The organism is Leclercia sp. W17, from assembly GCF_003336325.1.
GTDB lineage: Bacteria > Pseudomonadota > Gammaproteobacteria > Enterobacterales > Enterobacteriaceae > Enterobacter.
Genome location: NZ_CP031101.1, coordinates 2,194,739 through 2,213,780 on the forward strand (window position 1 = coordinate 2,194,739; position 19,042 = coordinate 2,213,780).

Sequence of the window (19,042 nt, forward strand, 5' to 3'; positions counted from 1 at the left end):
ACACGGAAAATCGTGGTTTCGCTCTCGACGGACGCGGACGGGGTGCCTATTATGCATAGGTTTTGCAATTCAACGAGGGGAGAGATTATGCGCGCAGCATTTTGGGTTGGGTGTGCCGCTTTGTTACTGTCGGCCTGCAGCAATGAACCTGTTCAGCAGGCAACCGCCGCGCACGTCGCGCCGGGGATGAAGGCGGCGATGTCCAGTTCCGGCCAGGCGAATTGCGCCATGATTGGCGGTTCGCTGTCCGTTGCGCGTCAGCTGGATGGCTCCGCCATCGGCATGTGTGCGCTGCCTAACGGCAAACGCTGCAGTGAACAGTCGCTTGCCGTGGGATCGTGCGGCAGTTACTGATTATTCTGCGCGTTTGAAGACCAGCGTCGTCTCGGCCGTCGCCAGGGTTAATACATCTTCCGTCAGATCCACCTCTGTGCCGCTGCGCAGCATCGTTCCGATGGCGTGATCCAGTTCATTGAGCTGGGGTTCGGTGCAGAGCTTACGCGTCATGGCGAGATCGTTGACCTTCAGCTCGCCATCGGAGAGTTTGCCCTGGCCGCTGAAGCGGTTGCACATCACCCCTGAGACCGCCATTTTTTCGCCAAAGGTGATTTCCGGCGGCGTGGTGACCGGGGCGACGGCGGCGCCGTTGATGCTTTGCAGCACAAAGCGGTGCTGCTGGAGCTGTTCTTCCTGGACAGAGGCTTTCCCTGGGTTAACACAGCCTGTCAGCGCCATGCTGAGGAGTGTTACTGCGACGAGCGTTTTCATGTTTCTTCTCAATATATTCACTTCGTAAATAGCTAATGGATAGTGTATTGCGGGGGATGGGATTGTCTTGCGGGTTAATCTGAAATGTGGGGAGATGGGTTTGGGGTTTGGGGTTTGGGGTTTGGGGTTTGGGGTTTGGGGTTTGGTTTTTGTAGGCCTGTGCAAGCGAAGCGCCGCCGGGCAATGCAGGGAATAACATGTTGCGGTGGAGATGGTTCCGTTCACCTTGCGTTCGCTGCTTCTCTGTAAACCACGTCACCGGTGAACGTGTTAAGGGGGCTATCGCCGCCCCCTTAACAATCCCGGCTCCCGGCAAGAAAATCGCCGCTTCGCGGTCCCTTCGGCTTATTCCCTCCGGCTATCGGGTCGGGCGCGATCCTACATCCCTGTAGGTCACGCCCTCTCGGCGCATCCCTGCGCCTCGCCCCGGCCTGCGGTCAACGCCTCAGCGATTTTCAGCCGGACCAGGGAGCAGCTGTCAGATTTCTCTTTCCTTAAGCATCTTTATTGCTTTAAGAATTAAAAGAGCGCGTTGGGGCTCTTTTCGCCTTTCTCCAGCTGACTCAGGTTACCCAGCGTCGTCTCCGAAATACTGATCAGCGCCTCGGCGGTCAGGAACGCCTGGTGGCCGGTAAATAGCACGTTGTGGCAGGCGGAAAGGCGGCGGAAGACATCATCCTGAATCACATCGTTGGATTTGTCTTCAAAGAAGAGATCGCGTTCGTTCTCGTAGACGTCCATCCCCAGCGCGCCGATTTTTTGCGTTTTCAGGGCTTCGATGGCGGCCTGAGAGTCAATCAGCCCACCGCGACTGGTGTTGATAATCATCACGCCATCTTTCATCTGGTCGAAGGCGCTCTGGTTCAGCAGATGGTAGTTGTCAGCGGTTAACGGGCAGTGCAGGGAGATCACGTCGGACTCTGCGTACAAAGTTGACAGGTCGACATACTCCACCCCCAGATCCAGCGCGGCGGCGCTTGGGTACGGGTCAAACGCCAGCAGGCGCATACCAAATCCTTTCAGGATCCGCAGGGCCGCTACGCCAATTTTACCGGTGCCGAGCACCCCGGCGGTTTTGCCGTACATGGTAAACCCGGTCAGCCCTTCCAGGGAGAAGTTCGCATCACGGGTGCGTTGATAAGCACGGTGAATACGGCGGTTTAAGGACATCATCATGCCGATGGCGTGTTCAGCTACCGCTTCCGGGGAGTAGGCCGGAACGCGCACCACCTGCAGACCCAGCTCTTTTGCCGCATCCAGATCCACGTTATTAAAGCCCGCGCAGCGCAGGGCGATGTACTTCACACCCTGTTTTTTCAGCTCTTCCAGCACCGGACGACTGCCGTCATCGTTAACGAAAATACAGACCGCGTCACACCCATGGGCGGTTTTGGCTGTTTTTTCATTAAGCAGAAAGTCGAAAAATTCAAGTTCGAAGCCATACTCCTCGTTAACGTGCTGCAGATACTTTTTGTCGTATTGCTTTGTACTGTATACCGCGAGTTTCATAAGACTTTCTCCAGTGTGTTTTCAATTACGGTAGCATGATTAAAATAATCTTACAATTTATAAAATTTTATTGAATTCAATAAGTTCTATGGATAATTATGTAGCAACTATCCTTAAAAGTGGCGTTCGCTTCAACTGATCGGCTAAACATGCCACAATATTCGATACTGTCGGCTAATTTTTTTGCTAAATCAGGATATTAACTGCCCATGAGGGGTACATACAAAGCCGCGATCGCGCTACTGCTTCTGATCGTTCTTTTGCCGCTGACGCTACTACTGACGCTGGCGCAGTGGGTGCCTACGCTTGCCGGGATCTGGCTCCCCGCCGGGACCCGCATCGCCTTTGAAGAAAGCCCACGCCTGACCCGCAGCGCTCTGGTCATCCCCGATCTGCGCTATCTGGTGGAGGAGTGCGAAATCGCCCGCGTCAAAGACGCCACTCTCAGCCACCCAAGCCGCTGGAAAATCAACATCGGCGCGCTGGATCTCAACAGCGCCTGCCTGAGCAAAATCCCCGCCAGCGAGCCCACGCCCGCCGCGCCGCGCACCCTGGCCGAATGGCAAGCCCTGCTACCCAACACGTGGCTTAACATCGACCGCCTGACGCTCTCCCCCTGGCAGGGGTGGGAGGGGAAATTAACCGCCTCGTTAACACCGACTCTGCAAGAAATTGTCTACCACGGGGATAAGTTTAGCCTGCGGGGAAAACTACGCGGGCGCTCGCTGACCGTAACCGATGTCACGCTTCACCTTCCTGATAATCCCCAGCCGGTAGAACTGGTGGGGGAATTTACCCTGCCGCTGGTGCCGGATGGCCTGCCGGTGCAGGGGCACACGGTGGCAACCTTTACCTTGCCGCAGATCTCAACTCTTGTGGATGCCGAGCTTGAGTGGCAGGACAATCAGGGCCAACTGGTGATGATTGATCGGGAGAGCGGCGAGCCGCTGCTGGATCTCCCCTGGCAGATCACCCCGCAACAGTTCACCATCAGCGACGGACGCTGGCGCTGGGTTCAGGCTGGTATTCCCCTGAGCGGACGACTGGGGCTTAAGATCGACAACTGGCAGCAGGGCACAGAGAAGGCTATCGTCAGCGGGCGAATGAACGTGCTGACCCAGGGCGATGCCGGGAAGGGCAACGCGGTGCTCACCTTTGGCCCCGGCAAGCTGAGCATGGACAACAGCGCCATGCCGATGCAGCTCACCGGCATTGCCAAACAGAACGACCTGACGCTGTATGCGAAGCTGCCCGCCACGCTGACCGGCAGCCTTGCCGATCCCCGGCTGGCATTTGCGCCGGGGGCGCTGCTGCGCTCCCGGGGGCGGATCATCGACTCCCTGAATATCGACGAGGTGCGCTGGCCGCTGGCTGGCGTAGCGCTCACCCTTAACGGCATCGACGGTCGCCTGCAGGCCATCTTACGCGCCCATGAACAGGAGATGGGGGATTTCACCCTGCGCCTGGATGGCCGGGCGAGCAATTTCCTGCCGGACAACGGATTGTGGCAATGGCGCTACTGGGGCGAGGGCAACTTTACCCCGATGCAGGCCCGCTGGGACGTGGCGGGCAGGGGAGAGTGGCGTGACAGCGTGATTGAGCTGAGCGAGCTTTCCACCGGCTTCGATCGGCTGAAATATGGCACCCTGCATGCCAGCGCACCGCGCATGGTGCTTGAGCGCCCAATCCGCTGGCAGCGCGACCCTGCCGATCCGCACTTCAGCGGCGCGCTCTCCTTCGATGCCGGAAAGACCACCTTTACCGGTGGTAGCGTGTTACCCCCCTCAACGATCAAATTCAGTGTGGAAGGTCGCGATCCGACATTTTTCCAGTACAAAGGCACCCTTAACGCCAGAGCCATCGGCCCGGTGCAGCTGAACGGGCGCTGGGACGGGGAGCGTCTGCGCGGCCAGGCCTGGTGGCCGAAGCAATCCCTGACCGTCTTTCAGCCGCTGATCCCACCGGACTGGAAGATGACCCTCAGAGAGGGGGAGCTTTATGCCCAGGTGGCTTATTCCGCAGCGGCGGATCAGGGCTTTGAGGCCGGGGGCCACGGGGTGCTGAAGAGCGGTAGCGTCTGGATGCCGGACAACAAAATCAACGGGGTCGACTTTGTCCTGCCGTTCCGCTTCAGCCAGGGCACCTGGTCGCTAGGGACCCGCGGCCCGGTGACGCTGCGCATTGGCGAGGTGAAAAACCAGGTCACGGCGCGCAACATCACCGCCGATCTCCAGGGCGATTACCCCTGGAGCGAAGCCAATCCGCTGCTGCTGAGCGACGTCAGTGTGGATCTGTTGGGCGGCAAAGTGACCCTGCAGCAGCTGCGCATGCCCCAGCACGATGCGGCCCTGCTGCGGGTGCAGAATCTCTCCGCCAGCGAGCTTATCAGTGCGATAAATCCCAAACAGTTTGCCCTGTCCGGGCCGTTCAGCGGGGCGCTGCCCTTGTGGCTGGACAACGACAAGTGGATCATCAAAGATGGCTGGCTGACCAACGCGGGTCCGATGACGTTGCGTCTCGATAAAGAGACTGCCGATGCGCTGGTGAAAGAGAACGGGGCGGCAGGCGGCGCGATTAACTGGCTTCGCTATATGGAAATTTCGCAGTCGTGGACGAAACTCAATTTAGATAACCTGGGTGAATTAACCCTGGCGTCGACCTTGCGTGGCGCCAGCCGCGTGGAGGGCCAGACACAGGCCGTCAACCTCAACTATACCCATCAGGAGAACGTGTTTACCCTCTGGCGCAGCCTGCGTTTTGGCGACAATCTGCAGACGTGGCTGGAGGAGCACGCGGCACTACCGGATAACCGCTGTCCGACAGGCAAGGAATGTAAGGAACAACCATGAAAAAGCTGGCCGGTGGCTTCACCGCGATTGTGATACTGACGCTGACAGGCTGCACGCCGAGGATAGAAGTGGCGGCGTCGAAGGAGCCCATCACCATCAACATGAACGTCAAAATTGAACATGAAATCCACATCAAAGTGGATAAAGATGTGGAATCGCTGCTGAAATCGCGCAGCGATCTCTTCTGAGGCCGCCATGAGAAAATACTTCACGCTCATTCTGCTGACGCTGGGGCTCTGTGCGCCCGCGTTCGCCCTGACCCTCAACGAAGCCCGCACCGAGGGGCGCGTGGGGGAAACGCTGAGCGGGTATATCGCCCCGCGCAGTCAGGATCGCGAAACCCTGGCGCTGGTGGAGCAGATCAACAAGGCCCGCGCTGAGAGTTATCAGCGGCTTGCCGACAGCAATAACCTTCCGGTCGATGAGGTGGCGAAAATGGCGGGAAACAAACTGGTTGCCCGCGCCCGCCCCGGCGAGTATGTCCAGGGCGTTAACGGGAGATGGTTACAGAAGTGATTAGCGGTGGCGTTTGCGGTATTCGCCAGGGGAGATCCCAAAGCGCTGCTTAAACGCCGTGGAGAAGTGGCTATGGTCGGTAAAGCCCCAGCTGTAGCCAATGCCCGCCAGCTTCTCGTCGTCCCGGGCGCCGCGCAGCATCTGCGCACAGAGATCCAGCCGACGGTTCTTGATGTACTGCGCCACCACCAGCCCTTTCTCGGCAAACATCCGGTAGAGGCTACGCACCGACATCCCGCACTCCGCGGCAATCCACTCCGGTCGCAAATGTTCCGCCTGAATATGATCGTCGATGAGCGTCAGAACGTGGTTGAACTGGCGCGCCTTGCGCGGCTGAACGCTTTCCCGCTGCTGCAATACCGGGCGCAGCAGACAGACCATCGCCTCCAGCGCGGCTTCGCTCTCGGTTTCACTCAATCGCGGATTGTTCATGCTCTCCTGCAGCAGACGATAGCTGAGCTGGACGGTAGGCAGGCTGTGGGAGAGTTTTTGCGCGCAGCTCACTTCCTGAAAACGAAAGTGCTGCTCAAGGATCTGGCGCGGGAGCAGCAATGAGATCTGCCGGGATTTTTCCGGCCAGTAGATCGAGCAGGGGCGGGAGGCGTCGATCAGGGTGATATCTCCCGCGTTGAGCATAATTTGCCGGTCGTCCTGCTCCAGTCCCGCTTCCCCTTCCAGCTGAAAGACAGTGTAGAACCAGGCATCGTTGCTGGTCTTAATCTCCTGGCGGGTACGAAACAGGTTCACGCCGCCAGCGGTGACGGTGCTGAGCTTCAGATTGCCGGTCCAGGTGGAGTCCAGCTCGCCGTAAAACTCGCCGCTCATGGGCCGGGCCGCAAAACTTCCGCAAGCCTGATTAATCTGCGCCAGCCACTGCTGATAATTGTCCGTTTCCTTTGCACTCGCCATCGTCTGACCTGCTACGTCGTGAATGTTTAAACATTGTTGCATTTATGTTTCTAATTACCCGTGACATGGGGCGAAATATAGGCAAGAACCTCGCGGTGGAACAGAGCGAAACGGCGTTATTGTCGCGTTTTGCGGAGCCTGTCACAGCCGACAAAGCGAATGTCACAGAGATAAAAGCGCACTGCGCAAACCCATCTTAGACTGCGATGACACCCTGCGAATAATAAGGAATCGCTATGTCTGATACACAGGTCGCAGTACTGCACAGCGTGCAGCAATTTCTGGATCGCCAACATGGCCTCTGGATCGAGGGACAACCGTCCGCCTCCGACAGCGAAAAGCGTCTGGATATCTTTAACCCGGCAACCGGGCAGGTGATTGCCTCGACCGCCGATGCCAGCGCGCAGGATGTCGAACGCGCGGTGATGTCCGGCTGGCGCGCCTTTGTCGCCCGCAGCTGGTCCGGCAAACTGCCGGCGGAGCGCGAACGTATTCTGCTGCGCTTCGCCGATCTGGTGGAGCAGCACACCGAGGAGCTGGCCCAGCTCGAAACTCTGGAGCAGGGTAAATCCATTAACATCTCCCGCGCCTTTGAAGTGGGCTGCACCCTGAACTGGATGCGCTACACCGCGGGGCTGACCACCAAAATCGCCGGTAAGACGCTGGATCTCTCCATTCCGATGCCGCAGGGAGCGCGCTACCAGGCGTGGACGCGCAAAGAGCCGATTGGCGTGGTGGCCGGGATTGTGCCGTGGAACTTCCCGCTGCTAATTGGCATGTGGAAAGTGATGCCCGCCCTGGCGGCCGGCTGCTCTATCGTGATCAAACCGTCCGAAACCACGCCCCTGACCCTGCTACGCGTGGCGGAACTGGCAACCGAGGCCGGGGTCCCGGACGGCGTCTTTAACGTAGTGACCGGCAGTGGGGCGGTGTGTGGCGCTGCGCTCACCAACCATCCGCATATCGCCAAGGTGAGCTTTACCGGTTCTACCGCCACCGGGAAACAGATTGCGCGCGCCGCCGCCGATCGCCTGATGGGGGTGACGCTGGAGCTGGGCGGTAAAAACCCGGCAATTGTTCTGAAAGATGCCGATCCGGCATGGGTGATCGAAGGCCTCATGACCGGCAGCTTCCTGAACCAGGGCCAGGTGTGCGCCGCCAGCTCGCGTATTTACATTGAAGCGCCGCTGTTTGATACCGTGGTGAGCGGTTTTGAGCAGGCGGTGAAATCCCTGAGCGTCGGGCCGGGGATGTCCCAGGAGGCGCACATCAACCCGCTGGTTTCCCGCGCCCACTGCGACAAAGTGCAGACCTTCCTCGACGAAGCGCAGTCGTGCCAGTCGGAGCTAATCACCGGCAACCGCGGCCCGAACGATCAGGGTTACTACGTGTCGCCGACGCTGGTGGTGAATCCGGACGCCAGCCTGCGCCTGACCCGCGAAGAGGTGTTTGGTCCGGTGGTAAACCTGGTGCGCGTCGCTGACGGCGAAGAGGCGCTGCGCCTGGCGAACGATACCGAATATGGCCTGACCGCCAGCGTCTGGACGCAAAACATCAGTAAAGCGCTGGAGTACACCGACCGCCTGCAGGCGGGCACCGTGTGGGTGAACAGCCATACCCTGATCGACGCCAACCTGCCCTTTGGGGGGATGAAGCAGTCCGGCACAGGCCGCGATTTCGGTCCGGACTGGCTGGATGGCTGGTGTGAAACCAAATCGGTGTGCGTGCGCTACTGACGCCCGGCGGCGCTGCGCTTGCACGGGCCTACGGTCTGGTCGGTTTACCGCACCGTACCGTAGGTCGGGTAAGGCAGAGCCGCCACCCGACACAGGCCGCACCGTACCGTAGGTCGGGTAAGGCGCAGCCGCCACCCGACATCAGACCGCACCGTGCCAACAAAACCGCACCCTTAGCAGGACCAGCGATTTCGTCCTGCATTTTTTGCCCGGTAGAGCGCGGCGTCGGCCTGGGCAATCACCTCGCTGGCCGTTTGACCGACGGTCATTAAGGCGATCCCCATGCTGACCGTGACGCTGTCGCTGACCGTTGAGGCAACATGCGGAATGGCCGCAGCGCGCAGGCGCTCCTGAATGCGCGCCGCCACCTGTTCCGCCACTTTTTCCGTCGCATCAAACAGGATCAGCAGAAACTCCTCGCCACCGTAGCGTGAGACCAAATCGTCCGGGCTGCGCACCACCTGTTTCAGCGCCTGCGCCACCGCCGCCAGACACTCATCCCCGGCCTGGTGTCCGTAACGATCGTTGTAGCGTTTGAACTCATCGACATCGAGCATAATCAGCGCAAAATCGTTCCCCTGTTTGACCGCGTTTTCCAGCACTGTCTCCATCGCCCGGCGATTAGCGGTGTCGGTGAGCGGATCCTTGTGCGCAAGGGCATCCAGCCGGGCAATCAGCGCCTGATTCTGTTGCTGACGCAGCCAGGCCTCATCAAACCAACGCACTAAAATAAACCGCCCGTAAACCAGCACCACCGTAAAGATAAGCCATACCACGACGAAACGCAGGCTGACACCCTGGTTCAGCGCCAGGCTGGCAACCGGCATCGCCGCCCACAGCGGCAGCGCATAGCTCATCAGCCCAACCGGGAAAAAATAGAGCCCTGCCAGCGCCGTCAGGAGCAGGGTGGTACAGAGCGGCCAGGCGAAGGGCAGTTTCAGGTGGGCGATAAACCCGACGGCACAGCAGGACCAGATCAGGCCTGCCAGCAGCAACAGCAGGCTCAGGCCGCGTTTTTTTTGCCAGACCAGCAGCAGGGAGAGGCTGAACAGAACGATGACCGCCAGCATCAGCCAATCGATCATCCTGGCGCTGAAGGCGTTCACCTGATACAGCGCGTCAATGCCGTCGAACAGCCCGTTACGCAATAACACCATCAGCGCAAAGCCGATGTTGACGAGCGCCAGCCACGGCATGCTGAGAGTCAGCCCGCGGGTGACCATATCCCTGCGGGCGAAAGGCTCCGCCCGCAGGCTGGTGGGTTTACGGTGTAACAATGTTGAACCAGAACTCAAATTTATCCATATAGCTCAGCATGGTATCAAGTTTTGCTCCGTCACCGGTAACCTTCACCGCGCCGCTCTCCTCAGCCTGTTTCAGGGTGGTCTCCTTGAGGATGATTTTATTCAGCGTGTCGCGGCTCAGGGTGATAGTGGCGTCGGCGTCGGTCGCTTCGGCATTGGCGGTGTGGTTCAGCACCCCGTTTTCCAGCTCGAGCTTGTACTTGCCGCCATCGCTGCCGAGGTCGATGTTAAACACCGATTTCGCGGTCCCGGCTTTTTCACCGTTGATGTGCACCGCCAGATAGTCGAAGAACATTTCCGGGGTCATCGCCCGCACCGTATCCGGACTGGCGGTGTTCGGGGTCGGCCCTTTCACCACGCCGTTACGCAGCTCCTGCGCGCCGGTAAGATAGAAGTTACGCCATGGGCCCGATTCCGCCTGATAGCCTAACTGCTCAAGCGCGTCCGCTTCCAGATTACGGGCCGCCTGGTTGTTCGGATCGGCAAACACCACCTTGCTCACCACCTGCGCCACCCAGCGATAGTTACCCTGGTCGAAGTCAGTTTTGGCCTTCTGTAGAATGGCGTCGGCACCGCCCATGTAGTCTACATATTTCTTCGCAGCCTCTTCCGGCGGCAGCTCATCCAGGGTCGCCGGGTTGCCGTCGAACCAGCCGAGATAGAGCACGTAGGTGGCCTTCACGTCGTGACTTACCGACCCGTAGTAGCCCCGGTTGGCCCAGGTGTGCGCCAGCGAATCCGGCAGCTTGAAGTTCGCCGCAATTTCATCCCGGGTCATGCCCTGGTTCGCCATGCGCAGGGTCTGGTCATTGATGTAGCGATACAGGTCTCGCTGACTTTTCAGCAGTTTATTGACGTTTTCATTACCCCAGGTCGGCCAGTGGTGCTGAGCCATCAGCACTTCGGCTTTATCACCCCAGCGCACAATGGCTTCGTTGATATATTTTGACCACGGCAGCGGCTCGCGGATCTTCGCCCCGCGCAGGGAGTAGGTGTTATGCAGGGTGTGGGTGACATCCTCGGCGGATTCGATCAGTTTTTTCTCTTCGATGTACCAGAGCATTTCTGACGGCGCTTCTGAGCCCGGCGCCAGCATAAAGTCATAGGTCAGGCCGTCGATGGTCTCCTTCTGTCCATCTTTTTCGATTATATTGGTCGGCGCAAGCAGGGTTACGGTCCCGGCGGAGGTCGTGGTGCCGAGCCCGGCGCCCACCTGGCCTTTAGGATCCGGTTTCAGCAGGTTGCCGTACATATAGCTGGCGCGGCGACTCATCACGTTCCCGGCCATAATATTTTCTGCCACGGCGGCTTCCATAAAGCCGGCCGGGGCGTAGATTTTGACTTTCCCGGCTTTGACATCAGCCTCATCCACCACGCCGCGCACGCCGCCGTAGTGGTCAACGTGGCTGTGGGTGTAGATCACCGCCACCACCGGTTTCTGACCGCGGTTTTTGTAGTAGAGATCCATCCCGACTTTTGCCGTTTCAGCAGAGACCAGCGGGTCGACCACGGTGATACCGGTCGCTCCTTCGATAATGGTCATGTTCGACAGATCGAGGTTACGGATTTGATAGACCCCATCTGTGACCTCAAACAGGCCGCTAATATTAATCAGCTGCGCCTGACGCCACAGGCTGGGGTTGACGGTATCCGGCGCTTTATCGCCCTCTTTAATAAAGGCGTACTGCTGCGGATCCCAGACCACATTGCCCTGTTCGCCTCTGATCACCTCGGTGGGAAGCGCGGCGATAAAGCCTCTATGGGCATCGGTGAAATCGGCATTGTCGGAGAAGGGCAGCTGGCTGAAGAGGGCATTATTGGCTTGCTGAGTGGCGGCGGCGGCCTCTTTTGGCGCTTCTGCGGCAAATGCAGGGGTGCCAGCAGAAATAAAAACGCCTGCAAGCGCAAGACTTCTTGCTATCAAGTTGAATCTCATCCTAAAAACCTCTCAATGTTCATACAACGACGTAAGGGAGAACTTCGCGTGATGTCCATAAAAAACATTTTAAGAAAGGCAACCCGGACGGCATGGGTATGATTAACTATAAGCAAGGAAAGCTGTTCAGAAAATAAACTACTTAAACTAAATTCAATGGCGGTGTAGGTCGGGTAAGCGCAGCGCCACCCGACATCAAACCGCACCGACAAGAAAAAGCCGGGCAATATGCCCGGCTGTTTATTACTGCCCCTCTTTCTTCTTGCCCAGCGACGGCGTCTCGTCGAAGAAGTTCCACGGTTTGAGCAGGGCATGCACCCACTCGGTTGGCATGATCGGCCACTCTTCGGCGCGGGCCACGTGGGTGGTACCGGTGGTGATCCACACCACGTTATCCTGGTTATTCAGCGACTCGTTATCCTTGCTGAACTGGCCCAGCCCCTGGTCATGGGAGGAACGGTTCGGGAATTTGCCCTCCGGGTACATCTCGTTCGGATGGTAGCGGGTCACCCACAGCTGTTTATCCATAAAGCTCAGGCGGTGATAGATCCACTCATCCGGAGCAAATTTCGCGCCGGTCGCCACCGGGTGCGTACCGCCCGCATAAGGGATGATCTGGTAAGAGACCGGGTTGCCCATGCGGTTCTCTTTGCTGGTGTTGCTCAGCAGACGAATGGTGCCCGGGTCAAATTTCTGTGCCGCCTGCTGCTCGCTGTCGATGTTGTACTGATTAACCTGCATGGTACTGGTGCGCGGGCCGCCTGCGGTGTTCGGCTTCACCTCCGGATCCATCGCCACCAGGCTGTTGTTGGTGCCATCCACATCCAGATCCAGGCGGAAGTTATAGATGTGCTGGTGGGTGGTGCCGACAATGTTGTGGTCAATCAGGGTGCCGTACTTCGTATCCTCTTTCGCGCTCGGGTCATGCATGGTTTTCGCCATCACCCCTTTTACCGCTTCGATACCGGTCGCCCCGGCATCGATGCCGATGGTGCCGTTTTCGTGGAAGATCCAGTCGAAGATGTAGTCATAGTTGCCCACGGTGCTGATCCAGCGCACCACCAGCTCGCGGCGTTCGGTGCTGACGTTCGGCTGATTCATCTCCTGGTGCTTATACTCCGGCCCGGCGTAGCGTTCAAAAATCGCCATCGCCCGCGGGATCTCCATTGGCGCACCGGTGTAGTCCGGGATGGTCTGATTCAGCAGCACAGCGTTGGAGGGCACATCTTTACCGCGCACCAGCGGCGAGGTGAGGGTGCCCATGCCGTAGTCGCCGGAATCCAGATAGGCTTTGAAGTACCAGCCCACGTCCGGGTCGCCGTAAGGAACGATCATCCCGCCCAGCGATCCCTCGTACATCACCTGGCGTTTTTTGCCGTTGTCGTTAAAGGTGACGGTGGAGATGATCGGCCCGACGCGGGAGTCGAGGCTCAGGTGGAAATCCCAGTTCTGCCAGTGGATCATATTGCCGGTAATGGTGTAGTTCTTGCCTTCCGGCTCCACAATCTCCAGCGGTTTGTGCACCACCGGTTCGCGGTCGCGGCCATCATAGGGGCGGGACTGCATCGGTACTGGCACGACGGCGCCTTCTTCAATTTTGACGATCTTCTTCTCGATCAGGTCGACCACTGCCACCAGGTTTTCAATCGGGTGAGCCCAGTAGTTGCCGTCGCCGGTATCCAGGTAGCTCACCACTTTCAGCAGGCGATCTTCCTGCTTCAGACCATCCTTACCGTCAAAGTAGCCGACCGTCAGCGGGGTGGTCATCACCTTTGCCGGGTCGTTGATGCCGCGTTTTTTCAGCGCCTCGGCATACTCCGGGCTGCCGGTGACGATCTTCTGCACCGACATAAAGTCATCCAGCAGCACCATGCCGTGGGCGTCTTTGATCGGCTCCCAGTGCAGGATTTTTTTGTCCTGCAGATCTACCAGCGCTTCAACGATAAATTTGCCGTCCAGCAGGGTGATATTGGCCTGACGCGGCGCATCCACCGCCGTGCTATTCAGCACGAAATCCCACACTTTGGCTTTGTCCGGCTCGGCCAGCGCGATCTGCGTGAAGCGGGTATTCGGTTTAAAGTCCGGCGAGGTTTTCACAATCTCGACGGCCTCTTTGATCTCATCCGCGGAGAGGGCATTCAGTGGGTGCGGGGTCTTCTCGACCTGGAAGGTCTGGTCAAGGCCGGACTGGAACACATCGTTAACAAAGGTATCGGCGATCCAGGCCTTATTGTCTTTCATCACCACCGGCGCCTGTAGGGTCAGCGGTTTGCCGTTGACCATAGCGGTTGTGGCGCCCGGCTTCACTTTGATGAAGGCCCCGTCTTTGCTGATGGTGAACATCTGGGCGTAGTCGTCCCATTTCACATCAGCGCCAAACTCGGTCAGGGTTTTATCCATTTCGACCATATGTGCTGCACCACCGTGCGCCAGCACCTGGCCGGAAAAGAGACAGGCAACGGCCAACGCCAGCGCCGTTTTACGTGGAGAAAAAATGGAGGAGCTTCCCATGATTAACCTCTGTTGTTTGTGTTGTTATCCACTCGGGACCGCTGTTCTGCGCGCGGTTTATTCATTGCCAACATAGCAATAACGCGTTAAGTACCGTTTGCCTGCATTTGCCAGATGTTTTGTCAGATGTGCCAGAAGCCGGGTAACGTGCGCGACGTTACCCGGATGGAGGGGGATCAGGCGTCAAAATCTCCGCGCTGACGGGAGACGAGGGTCAGGATCGAGTAGAGCGCCACCGGCTGCTGGTGCTGGTTGAAAATCTCAACCGCCCATTCCACCACGCCGGTCGGTTTCTCTTCCGCCGTGCGCTGTTTCTTCAGCGTCTTGCGCTTACAGGTCAGCCGCACCTGGATGGTGTCGCCCGGCTTCACCGGCTCGATAAAGCGCAGGTTCTCCATACCGTAGTTGGCAATCACCGGCCCGACGCCCGCATCGACGAACAGACCCGCCGCCGCGGAGATCAGGAAGTAGCCATGCACCACGCGTTCGCCAAAAATCGACTCCGCCGCACCAATCTTGTCCATGTGGGCGTAGAAATGATCCCCGCTCAGGCAGGCAAAGTTAACGATGTCGGTCTCGGTCAGGGTGCGGCGTGGGGTCAGCAGGCTGTCGCCAGGCTGTAACTCCTCGAAGTATTTGCGGAACGGATGAATGCGATCCTCCTGCACCTGCGCGCCGCGCACCCACTGCTGGCTGATGGCGGCCAGCATGCTCGGGCTGCCCTGGATGGCGGTGCGTTGCAGGTAGTGTTTCACCGCCCGCAGGCCGCCCAGCTCCTCACCACCCCCGGCGCGGCCCGGGCCGCCGTGCACCAGCTGCGGCAGCGGGGAGCCGTGGCCGGTGGACTCTTTGGCCGACTCTTCGTTGAGGATCTGGATACGGCCGTGGGCGCGGGCGGCGCCGGCGATAAACTGACGCGCAAGGCGCAGATCGGCAGTGACCAGCGTCCCGGCGAGACTGCCTTCCCCGGCGCGGGCAAGGGCCATGGCGTGCTCGCGATCCTGATACGGCATCAGGGTGGCGACCGGGCCAAAGGCTTCGGTGGCGTGTACGGCAGGGGTTTCATCCGGCTGCGGGCAGAACAGCAGCGTCGGTGGGAAGAAGGCCCCGGCAGCGTTCAGGTCGGCTTTCCCGCCCAGACGAATCTGGCAGCCTGCCGTGACTAAAGCATCCACTTTCTCCTGCACGTCAGCGCGCTGATCGGCGTTGACCAGCGAGCCCATTTTGATCCCTTCCTGAGCCGGGTCGCCGACAGCCACTTTTTCCAGCCGGGCGATCAGTGCCTGGCTGACAGCTTCCACCTGCGCCTGCGGAACGATGATGCGGCGGATCGCGGTACATTTCTGCCCGGCTTTCGCGGTCATCTCCAGCACCACTTCGCGGATAAACAGCGCAAACTCCGGCTGCTCCGGGGTGACGTCATCCCCCAGCACGCAGCAGTTCAGGGAGTCCGCTTCCATGGTGAAGGGAATCGATTTTGCCACGATGTTCGGATGGACGCGCAGCTTCTGGCCAGTGTCGGCGGAGCCGGTAAAGGTCACCACGTCCTGGCTGTCGAGCTGGTCGAGCAGATCCCCCGCGCCGCCGCAGATCAGGCTGATGGCGCCCTCCGGCACCAGGCCGCTGTCGACGATCGCTTTTACCATCGCCTGAGTCACCTGGGCGGTGGCGGTGGCCGGTTTAATAATAGCAGGCATCCCAGCCAGCCAGGTCGGGGCCAGCTTTTCCAGCATTCCCCAGCAGGGGAAGTTGAACGCATTGATGTGCACGGCCACGCCGGACTTCGAGGTTAGGACGTGACGTGCGGCAAATCCGCCCTCTTTTGAGAGCGGGATCAGCTCATCTTCCGGCCACAGGGTATCGTCCGGCAGTTCGCGGCTGCCCAGGCTGGCGAAGGTAAAGAGGGTGCCGATCCCGCCCTCGATATCCACCCAGCTGTCGGCGCGGGTCGCCCCGGTCTGTGCCGACAGCGCATAAAAGGTCTCTTTCTGGCTCAGCAGATGTTTCGCCACCGCTTTCAGCATGGCGGCACGTTCGATAAAGGTCATGGCATGAAGCGCTTCACCGCCTTTCTCAATGGCGTAGCGACGTGCGGCGGCCATATCCAGCCCTTCGCTGGTAACGGACCAGAGGGTTTCACCGCTGATGGCGTGTTGAATGGTGCGCTCACGGCCCCGGCCAGACTGCCAGGTACCGGACAAGAAGCTGGCTAACTGCTGCATCTTTCTCTCCAGATGGTTCGTGATTTCACTATAAATAGTTCGTTTGTGAATCATAAAAAGCAAGCGGCTTGTTAATGTTTTATTAACATTGTGATCTCGCTTAATCTTCTTAACTCCCGCAGACCGCGTCGTATCTGGGGTGTGGAAATCTCTTGCGAGCCTCATCACAAAACGAATAAACGATTCTTGGGTTATTCATTAACCTTTGTGTAACTTTTATAAAACAAAGTGATTCATCATTGAATGATATTTAGCGGTTAAACGAATCAAAAAGGTGATGACGTGACGGAAGAACAACGCTTTGAGCAGCGCATCGCGCAAGAGACGGCCATCGAGCCGCAGGACTGGATGCCTGACGCGTACCGTAAAACGCTGATCCGCCAGATTGGTCAGCATGCGCACTCCGAAATTGTCGGCATGCTGCCGGAAGGGAACTGGATCACCCGTGCCCCGACGCTGCGCCGTAAGGCCATCCTGCTGGCGAAAGTGCAGGACGAAGCCGGGCACGGGCTCTACCTCTATAGCGCGGCGGAAACGCTGGGCTGCGCCCGGGAAGACATCTACCAGAAGATGCTCGACGGCAAGATGAAATACTCCTCCATCTTCAACTATCCGACCCTGAGCTGGGCGGATATCGGCGTGATCGGCTGGCTGGTGGATGGCGCGGCCATCGTTAACCAGGTGGCGCTGTGCCGGACCTCTTACGGCCCCTATGCCCGGGCGATGGTGAAAATCTGTAAAGAAGAGAGCTTCCACCAGCGTCAGGGCTTTGAGGCCTGCATGGCCCTGGCCCAGGGTAGCGAAGCCCAGCGCCAGATGTTGCAGGACGCCATCAACCGCTTCTGGTGGCCAGCGCTGATGATGTTTGGCCCGAACGACGACAACTCGCCGAACAGTGCCCGCAGCCTGGCCTGGAAGATCAAACGTTTTGGCAATGACGAGCTGCGCCAGCGCTTTGTCGACAACACCGTGCCGCAGGTGGAGATGCTGGGCATGACCGTCCCGGATGCGGATCTGCAGTTCGATGCCGAAAGCGGTCACTACCGTTTTGGCGAGATCGACTGGCAGGAGTTTGACGAGGTGATTAACGGCCGCGGCATCTGCAATCACGAACGTCTGGCTGCAAAAAACAGAGCTTGGGAAGAGGGGGCGTGGGTGCGCGAAGCCGCACTGGCGCATGCCGAAAAACAACACGCCCGCAAGGTCGCATAAGGGGAATCACCATGAGCAAAACATACTGGCCGCTATACGAAGTTTTTGTCCGCAGCAAGCAGGGGTTATCCCACCGTCACGTGGGCAGCCTGCATGCCGCCGATGACCGTATGGCGCTGGAAAACGCGCGCGACGCCTACACCCGCCGTAATGAAGGCTGCTCCATCTGGGTGGTGAAGGCGAGCGAAATTGTCGCCTCGCAACCCGAAGAGCGCGGTGAGTTTTTCGACCCGGCGGAGAGCAAGGTCTACCGCCATCCGACCTTCTACACCATCCCTGATGGCATTGAGCACATGTGAGGCAAGGGATGAAAACGTTAACGCAATATGTTCTGCGCCTGGGTGATAACGGGCTGGTGCTCTCCCAGCGTCTGGGAGCGTGGTGTGGTCACGCCCCGGAGCTGGAGATTGACCTCGCGCTGGCCAATATCGGTCTCGACCTGCTGGGCCAGGCGCGCAACTTCTTAACCTACGCCGCCGAGCTGGAAGGCGAGGGCGACGAAGACACGCTGGCCTTCCAGCGCGACGAGCGCCAGTTCAGCAACCTGCTGCTGGTGGAGCAGCCCAACGGCAACTTCGCCGACACCATTGCCCGTCAGTACTTTATCGACGCCTGGCATTTGGCGCTCTTTACCCGTCTGACCCAGAGCCGCGACGGGCAGCTTGCCGCCATCGCCGCCAAATCCATCAAAGAAGCCCGCTACCACCTGCGCTTCAGCCGCGGCTGGCTGGAACGCCTGGGCAACGGCACGGAGATCTCTGCGCAAAAAATGCAGCAGGCGGTCAATGACCTGTGGCGTTTCACCGCCGAGCTGTTCGAGGCCGACGAGATTGACCTGACGTTGGCTGCCGAAGGTATCGCCGTCGATCCGCGCAGCCTGCGCGACGCGTGGGAAGCGGAAGTCTTCGCCGGGCTGAACGAGGCGACGCTGAGCGTGCCGGGCGAGTCCGCCTACCGCACCGGTGGCCGTAAAGGGCTGCACACCGAACATCTGGGACCGATGCTGGCAGAGATGCAATATCTGCAGCGCGTCTATCCCGGCCAGCAGTGGTAACCCAGGAGAGCGCCATGCAACACGCCGTCGAACTCACCCCCGCCGCCGTCCCGCAGATCTGGTCTCTGTTAAGCCAGATCCCGGACCCGGAGATCCCGGTGTTGACCATTACCGACTTAGGGATGGTGCGCAGCGTGACCCCGCAGGATGAGGGCTGGGCTATCGGCTTCACGCCGACCTATTCCGGCTGTCCGGCTACCGACCATCTGATGGGGGCGATCCGCGACACGCTGACCGCCCACGGCTATGGCCCGGTGCAGATTGCGATCCAGCTCGACCCGGCATGGACCACCGACTGGATGACCCCGGACGCCCGGGAGCGCCTGCGCCAGTACGGCATTAGCCCACCGGCCGGGCACAGCTGCCATGCGCATCTGCCGGCTGAAGTGACCTGTCCGCGCTGCGCCAGCACCCGCACTACGCTTATCAGTGAATTTGGTTCCACGGCCTGTAAAGCGCTCTGGCGCTGCGACAGCTGCCGCGAACCCTTCGATTATTTCAAATGTATCTGAGGTC

Annotated in this window: 16 protein-coding genes; 9 read left to right on the top strand and 7 right to left on the bottom strand. The window is 59.2% G+C overall.

What is annotated here, in order from left to right; translation table 11 throughout:
- Positions 1-87 precede the first annotated feature (87 nt).
- Entirely contained in the window at positions 88-354 is a 267-nt protein-coding gene (locus DVA44_RS10805) for a DUF333 domain-containing protein (protein ID WP_103179824.1), read from the top strand.
- Here the strand turns inward: DVA44_RS10805 and hslJ are convergent, their stop codons facing one another.
- On the bottom strand, positions 355-768 hold the full coding sequence (gene hslJ, locus DVA44_RS10810) for a heat shock protein HslJ (RefSeq protein ID WP_114314784.1): 414 nt from the start codon (positions 766-768) through the stop codon (positions 355-357). It abuts the gene before it with no gap.
- 519 nt (positions 769-1,287) lie between these two features.
- Positions 1,288-2,277 (bottom strand): 2-hydroxyacid dehydrogenase, encoded by a 990-nt coding sequence (locus DVA44_RS10815; RefSeq protein WP_114386728.1) that lies wholly within the window; start codon positions 2,275-2,277, stop codon positions 1,288-1,290.
- Between the two features lie 209 nt (positions 2,278-2,486).
- On the opposite strand from DVA44_RS10815, the gene DVA44_RS10820 reads away from it, so the two are divergent.
- The 3 genes from DVA44_RS10820 to DVA44_RS10830 are packed head-to-tail and all read left to right on the top strand — an operon-like array spanning position 2,487 to position 5,642.
- Positions 2,487-5,126: a YdbH family protein gene (locus tag DVA44_RS10820; RefSeq protein ID WP_114386730.1), complete on the top strand. Its 2,640-nt coding sequence runs from the start codon at positions 2,487-2,489 to the stop codon at positions 5,124-5,126.
- The gene (locus tag DVA44_RS10825; RefSeq protein ID WP_039028506.1) at positions 5,123-5,314 is read left to right on the top strand and encodes a YnbE family lipoprotein; all 192 of its coding nucleotides are present in this window, start codon (positions 5,123-5,125) and stop codon (positions 5,312-5,314) included. Before DVA44_RS10820 ends, DVA44_RS10825 begins: the two co-directional genes overlap by 4 nt.
- A 7-nt stretch (positions 5,315-5,321) precedes the next feature.
- Entirely contained in the window at positions 5,322-5,642 is a 321-nt protein-coding gene (locus DVA44_RS10830; protein WP_114314787.1) for a YdbL family protein, read from the top strand.
- On the opposite strand, the gene feaR is transcribed toward DVA44_RS10830, so the two are convergent.
- Complete coding sequence (feaR, locus tag DVA44_RS10835) at positions 5,643-6,551, bottom strand: transcriptional regulator FeaR (RefSeq protein ID WP_103822170.1); 909 nt, start codon at positions 6,549-6,551, stop codon at positions 5,643-5,645. It lies immediately after the preceding gene.
- Positions 6,552-6,787: 236 nt separating this feature from the next.
- On the opposite strand from feaR, the gene DVA44_RS10840 reads away from it, so the two are divergent.
- Positions 6,788-8,287: an aldehyde dehydrogenase family protein gene (locus DVA44_RS10840; RefSeq protein ID WP_114386732.1), complete on the top strand. Its 1,500-nt coding sequence runs from the start codon at positions 6,788-6,790 to the stop codon at positions 8,285-8,287.
- 173 nt (positions 8,288-8,460) lie between these two features.
- Here DVA44_RS10840 and DVA44_RS10845 read toward each other — a convergent pair whose 3' ends face one another.
- From DVA44_RS10845 to paaZ, 4 genes are all read right to left on the bottom strand, one after another.
- Positions 8,461-9,510 carry a GGDEF domain-containing protein gene (locus DVA44_RS10845; RefSeq protein ID WP_114386734.1) on the bottom strand — a complete coding sequence of 350 codons (1,050 nt, stop codon included), beginning with the start codon at positions 9,508-9,510 and terminating at the stop codon, positions 8,461-8,463.
- A gap of 40 nt (positions 9,511-9,550) precedes the next feature.
- Positions 9,551-11,527 carry an alkyl/aryl-sulfatase gene (locus DVA44_RS10850; protein WP_114386736.1) on the bottom strand — a complete coding sequence of 659 codons (1,977 nt, stop codon included), beginning with the start codon at positions 11,525-11,527 and terminating at the stop codon, positions 9,551-9,553.
- Between the two features lie 243 nt (positions 11,528-11,770).
- Entirely contained in the window at positions 11,771-14,038 is a 2,268-nt protein-coding gene (gene tynA / locus DVA44_RS10855; protein ID WP_114386738.1) for a primary-amine oxidase, read from the bottom strand.
- A 176-nt stretch (positions 14,039-14,214) separates the two neighbouring features.
- Entirely contained in the window at positions 14,215-16,260 is a 2,046-nt protein-coding gene (paaZ, locus tag DVA44_RS10860; RefSeq protein ID WP_114386740.1) for a phenylacetic acid degradation bifunctional protein PaaZ, read from the bottom strand.
- A gap of 282 nt (positions 16,261-16,542) precedes the next feature.
- On the opposite strand from paaZ, the gene paaA reads away from it, so the two are divergent.
- From paaA to paaD, 4 genes are read left to right on the top strand one after another with little or no spacing between them, the layout of a single operon-like run.
- The gene (paaA, locus tag DVA44_RS10865) at positions 16,543-17,472 is read left to right on the top strand and encodes a 1,2-phenylacetyl-CoA epoxidase subunit PaaA (RefSeq protein WP_114386742.1); all 930 of its coding nucleotides are present in this window, start codon (positions 16,543-16,545) and stop codon (positions 17,470-17,472) included.
- Between the two features lie 11 nt (positions 17,473-17,483).
- A complete protein-coding gene (gene paaB / locus DVA44_RS10870) occupies positions 17,484-17,771 on the top strand; it encodes a 1,2-phenylacetyl-CoA epoxidase subunit PaaB (RefSeq protein ID WP_103179812.1) in 288 nt (95 codons plus the stop codon).
- A gap of 8 nt (positions 17,772-17,779) precedes the next feature.
- Positions 17,780-18,526, top strand: a complete 747-nt coding sequence (gene paaC / locus DVA44_RS10875) for a 1,2-phenylacetyl-CoA epoxidase subunit PaaC (RefSeq protein WP_114386744.1) — start codon at positions 17,780-17,782, stop codon at positions 18,524-18,526.
- 14 nt (positions 18,527-18,540) lie between these two features.
- The gene (paaD, locus tag DVA44_RS10880) at positions 18,541-19,038 is read left to right on the top strand and encodes a 1,2-phenylacetyl-CoA epoxidase subunit PaaD (RefSeq protein ID WP_114386746.1); all 498 of its coding nucleotides are present in this window, start codon (positions 18,541-18,543) and stop codon (positions 19,036-19,038) included.
- The last annotated feature ends 4 nt before the right edge of the window (positions 19,039-19,042 follow it).

Excerpts from the sequence above, each read along its gene's own strand:
- DVA44_RS10805 (WP_103179824.1), top strand. The coding sequence starts at position 88 with ATGCGCGCAGCATTTTGGGTTGGGTGTGCCGCTTTGTTACTGTCGGCC.
- hslJ (WP_114314784.1), bottom strand. The coding sequence starts at position 768 with ATGAAAACGCTCGTCGCAGTAACACTCCTCAGCATGGCGCTGACAGGC.
- DVA44_RS10815 (WP_114386728.1), bottom strand. The coding sequence starts at position 2,277 with ATGAAACTCGCGGTATACAGTACAAAGCAATACGACAAAAAGTATCTG.
- DVA44_RS10820 (WP_114386730.1), top strand. The coding sequence starts at position 2,487 with ATGAGGGGTACATACAAAGCCGCGATCGCGCTACTGCTTCTGATCGTT.
- DVA44_RS10825 (WP_039028506.1), top strand. The coding sequence starts at position 5,123 with ATGAAAAAGCTGGCCGGTGGCTTCACCGCGATTGTGATACTGACGCTG.
- DVA44_RS10830 (WP_114314787.1), top strand. The coding sequence starts at position 5,322 with ATGAGAAAATACTTCACGCTCATTCTGCTGACGCTGGGGCTCTGTGCG.
- feaR (WP_103822170.1), bottom strand. The coding sequence starts at position 6,551 with ATGGCGAGTGCAAAGGAAACGGACAATTATCAGCAGTGGCTGGCGCAG.
- DVA44_RS10840 (WP_114386732.1), top strand. The coding sequence starts at position 6,788 with ATGTCTGATACACAGGTCGCAGTACTGCACAGCGTGCAGCAATTTCTG.
- DVA44_RS10845 (WP_114386734.1), bottom strand. The coding sequence starts at position 9,510 with ATGGTCACCCGCGGGCTGACTCTCAGCATGCCGTGGCTGGCGCTCGTC.
- DVA44_RS10850 (WP_114386736.1), bottom strand. The coding sequence starts at position 11,527 with ATGAGATTCAACTTGATAGCAAGAAGTCTTGCGCTTGCAGGCGTTTTT.
- tynA (WP_114386738.1), bottom strand. The coding sequence starts at position 14,038 with ATGGGAAGCTCCTCCATTTTTTCTCCACGTAAAACGGCGCTGGCGTTG.
- paaZ (WP_114386740.1), bottom strand. The coding sequence starts at position 16,260 with ATGCAGCAGTTAGCCAGCTTCTTGTCCGGTACCTGGCAGTCTGGCCGG.
- paaB (WP_103179812.1), top strand. The coding sequence starts at position 17,484 with ATGAGCAAAACATACTGGCCGCTATACGAAGTTTTTGTCCGCAGCAAG.
- paaC (WP_114386744.1), top strand. The coding sequence starts at position 17,780 with ATGAAAACGTTAACGCAATATGTTCTGCGCCTGGGTGATAACGGGCTG.
- paaD (WP_114386746.1), top strand. The coding sequence starts at position 18,541 with ATGCAACACGCCGTCGAACTCACCCCCGCCGCCGTCCCGCAGATCTGG.